This window comes from Citrobacter sp. XY323 (assembly GCF_025106035.1).
Classification (GTDB): Bacteria; Pseudomonadota; Gammaproteobacteria; order Enterobacterales; family Enterobacteriaceae; genus Citrobacter; species Citrobacter braakii.
Window position 1 is genome coordinate 1 of the sequence record NZ_JANYUK010000033.1, and the last position, 1,742, is coordinate 1,742.

The 1,742-nt window shown below is 49.1% G+C and carries 4 protein-coding genes; all 4 read right to left on the reverse strand.

Annotated features, from left to right (window positions below):
• Window positions 1–347: 347 nt before the first annotated feature.
• Complete coding sequence (locus tag N0B36_RS24305) at window positions 348–674, reverse strand: hypothetical protein (RefSeq protein ID WP_131334165.1); 327 nt, start codon at window positions 672–674, stop codon at window positions 348–350.
• Between the two features lie 183 nt (window positions 675–857).
• Entirely contained in the window at window positions 858–1,142 is a 285-nt protein-coding gene (locus N0B36_RS24310) for a hypothetical protein (RefSeq protein ID WP_259689504.1), read from the reverse strand.
• A 33-nt stretch (window positions 1,143–1,175) separates the two neighbouring features.
• The gene (locus N0B36_RS24315) at window positions 1,176–1,484 is read right to left on the reverse strand and encodes a hypothetical protein (RefSeq protein ID WP_131334167.1); all 309 of its coding nucleotides are present in this window, start codon (window positions 1,482–1,484) and stop codon (window positions 1,176–1,178) included.
• Between the two features lie 20 nt (window positions 1,485–1,504).
• Window positions 1,505–1,723: a hypothetical protein gene (locus N0B36_RS24320; protein WP_131334168.1), complete on the reverse strand. Its 219-nt coding sequence runs from the start codon at window positions 1,721–1,723 to the stop codon at window positions 1,505–1,507.
• Window positions 1,724–1,742: the final 19 nt, after the last annotated feature.

Below are 1,742 nucleotides of genomic sequence, written 5' to 3' on the forward strand. Positions count from 1 at the left end.
GGGGCTCGACGACTGGACAGCGCCAGCTGGTCAGGAGCCGAAGGGGGCCAGCACCCTGACATTTTAGATTTCAAAAAACACCGGGAAGCAGCTGCACATCAGGGAGACGTATAGCAGCAGTAGTGTCCGGGGTAAGGGTTAAAAGAAGACAGAAATACAGCCTGTTTCAGAGACACTCATCAGAATGTTTATGACGCGAAATGAAGGGTGTTGCGCGCCAGCGCAATCCCCTTCAGCGCCGCAGGCGCGCGGCTTTATTCTGCGCGGTGCCTGCCCCATCTGCATATCCCGTTAAGACAATAAGACAGCAGACATATTTCTGCCATCTTATTGAATTGTTATCCCTTTCAGTAAAGGCGTTCTTCTTTTTCCTGCTCAAAATGCATCAGTGCAGTTCGCAGGGATTCCCGCAGGTGTTTCTCTCCGGATGTATCTGGGTCAAATTGCTCACACAGGTGTAGCAGATCCCCCAGAAAATCTGTCAGAACCGTTCCCAGCGACTCACTGTCCCGATCCAGGCCAGTTTGTTTTGCAAACAACCACAGTGCAGCCGCTGCAAGTGAAGCATGGTCATCATTACTTCTGATTCGAACAGGGTAGTTTTCATTCTCCAGATTTTGGGCCATTACTTTCAGGACGGTAGCCGGGACATCGTACAGGGTGTGTTCAGTCATCGTCGTTCTCCTTAACTGCGACATCATTTTCTGTCGCAACGGTTCTTAAGTGGCCTGCTGGCCGTATCGTTGTACCAGAACGTGGTCACCGCAAACGATGGCCACCAAAACTGGCCATTTTTCAAAACGGGGCGAGAAGCTGTTCGTTTCCCGCCCGGAATGAATGGTTCGTACATGACTGCTTTAAATCGACAGTCCCATACGTTCTATCTTGCGCACGAACTGTTTGAAGTGTTCTGCTTCAGTTAAATGGATATGGCGAAACTGTGGATCCACGCCCTTACTGAGTGCATAAAAGTAACGACCTTTCATTTTTTCGGGAGAGTGTTTACGCAGCTTTTTCAACTCGGCAAGAGTATGGAACTCCATAACATCCCAATCTTCTGCCGCAGTTGCGTTATTTTCATTCTCTGCAACCAGAATAATGAGGGATGAAGCTGGTATGGTGCTGATGACTTGAGTAGCCATTTCTATTTCCTTTCTTTTTTGAAGTAACGGTATTCAGCCATGTAACGGGCAGCATTCACTTTCTTCGCTCTGGCAGAATTCACAGTTTTCTGTTTCATGGCATGATGCTGCGAACTGCACGCCCGCGTTCCATGCTTTCACCAGTTGAGGTTCGTCAGCAAACATGTGAGGAAGAGTGAATTCCCCCAGGCCGAAATCCTGATAGCCAGCCTGTTGAGCTTCAATAAGAGCATCAGTCTCTTCACTCCGGGCCTTAACCGGGTCGATAACTCTCATTACGCGAGCCATCCCCCACTGAATCCGAATATTCAGGCCACGAACTGGAGTCAAATCTCTGTTCATTGCATTTTTCCTTTAGCTGGTTAATTCACACCAAGACGGCGAAACATATCCGCAATAATGTTCCGGCGGGTGTATGACGCACCGGCTGCTTTAAGGTCAGCCAGGACATTAAATGCATAACTGGCATCCTGTCCGTGGAATGCCAGTACCTTTGCAGCAATCGGTTCCGGACATGTCCCTACACATCTTCCGGAAGATTCTTGAGCGGCGGTTTTGACGTTGACGTTTCGTGTGTGCATCCTGGTTTTCTCCTGTGGT